Origin of the sequence: Streptosporangium heterodermiicola (assembly GCF_051390675.1) — a bacterium.
Taxonomy (GTDB): Bacteria; Actinomycetota; Actinomycetes; order Streptosporangiales; family Streptosporangiaceae; genus Streptosporangium.
The window spans coordinates 1-277 of the sequence record NZ_JBPJSR010000139.1 but is presented as its reverse complement, the minus strand read 5'-3'; the positions used below and the strand labels follow the sequence as shown (position 1 = coordinate 277).

The window sequence follows — 277 nt, the reverse complement described above, 5'->3', positions numbered from 1 at the left end:
TTGCACCAGCGCCGAACCGCCCGACCGCACCGCGCGCCGCACCGGACCACGCACCAGACCGCGCAGCAGCGCCGGCAATCTCTCACCGCGCGTCCGCAGCGCCGTCGCGTCCACCCGCAACGGCACCAGCGTCGCCGCGTCCGAGATCAGCCCCGCGTCGAACGACGCCAGTCCCTCGTCCACCGAGAGTGCCGGCAGGCCCTGCCTGCGCATCCGCTCCCGGTCGGCCTCGGTCAACCAACCGCTCAACCCGGTGTCGGCATCCCACAGCCCGTAA

General features: G+C 73.3%; 1 protein-coding gene. It reads right to left on the bottom strand.

The features are described from left to right. Positions 1-249: hypothetical protein (locus tag ACSC1Q_RS43245; RefSeq protein ID WP_436764553.1), on the bottom strand; the 249-nt coding region annotated here is incomplete at its 3' end. Positions 250-277: the final 28 nt, after the last annotated feature.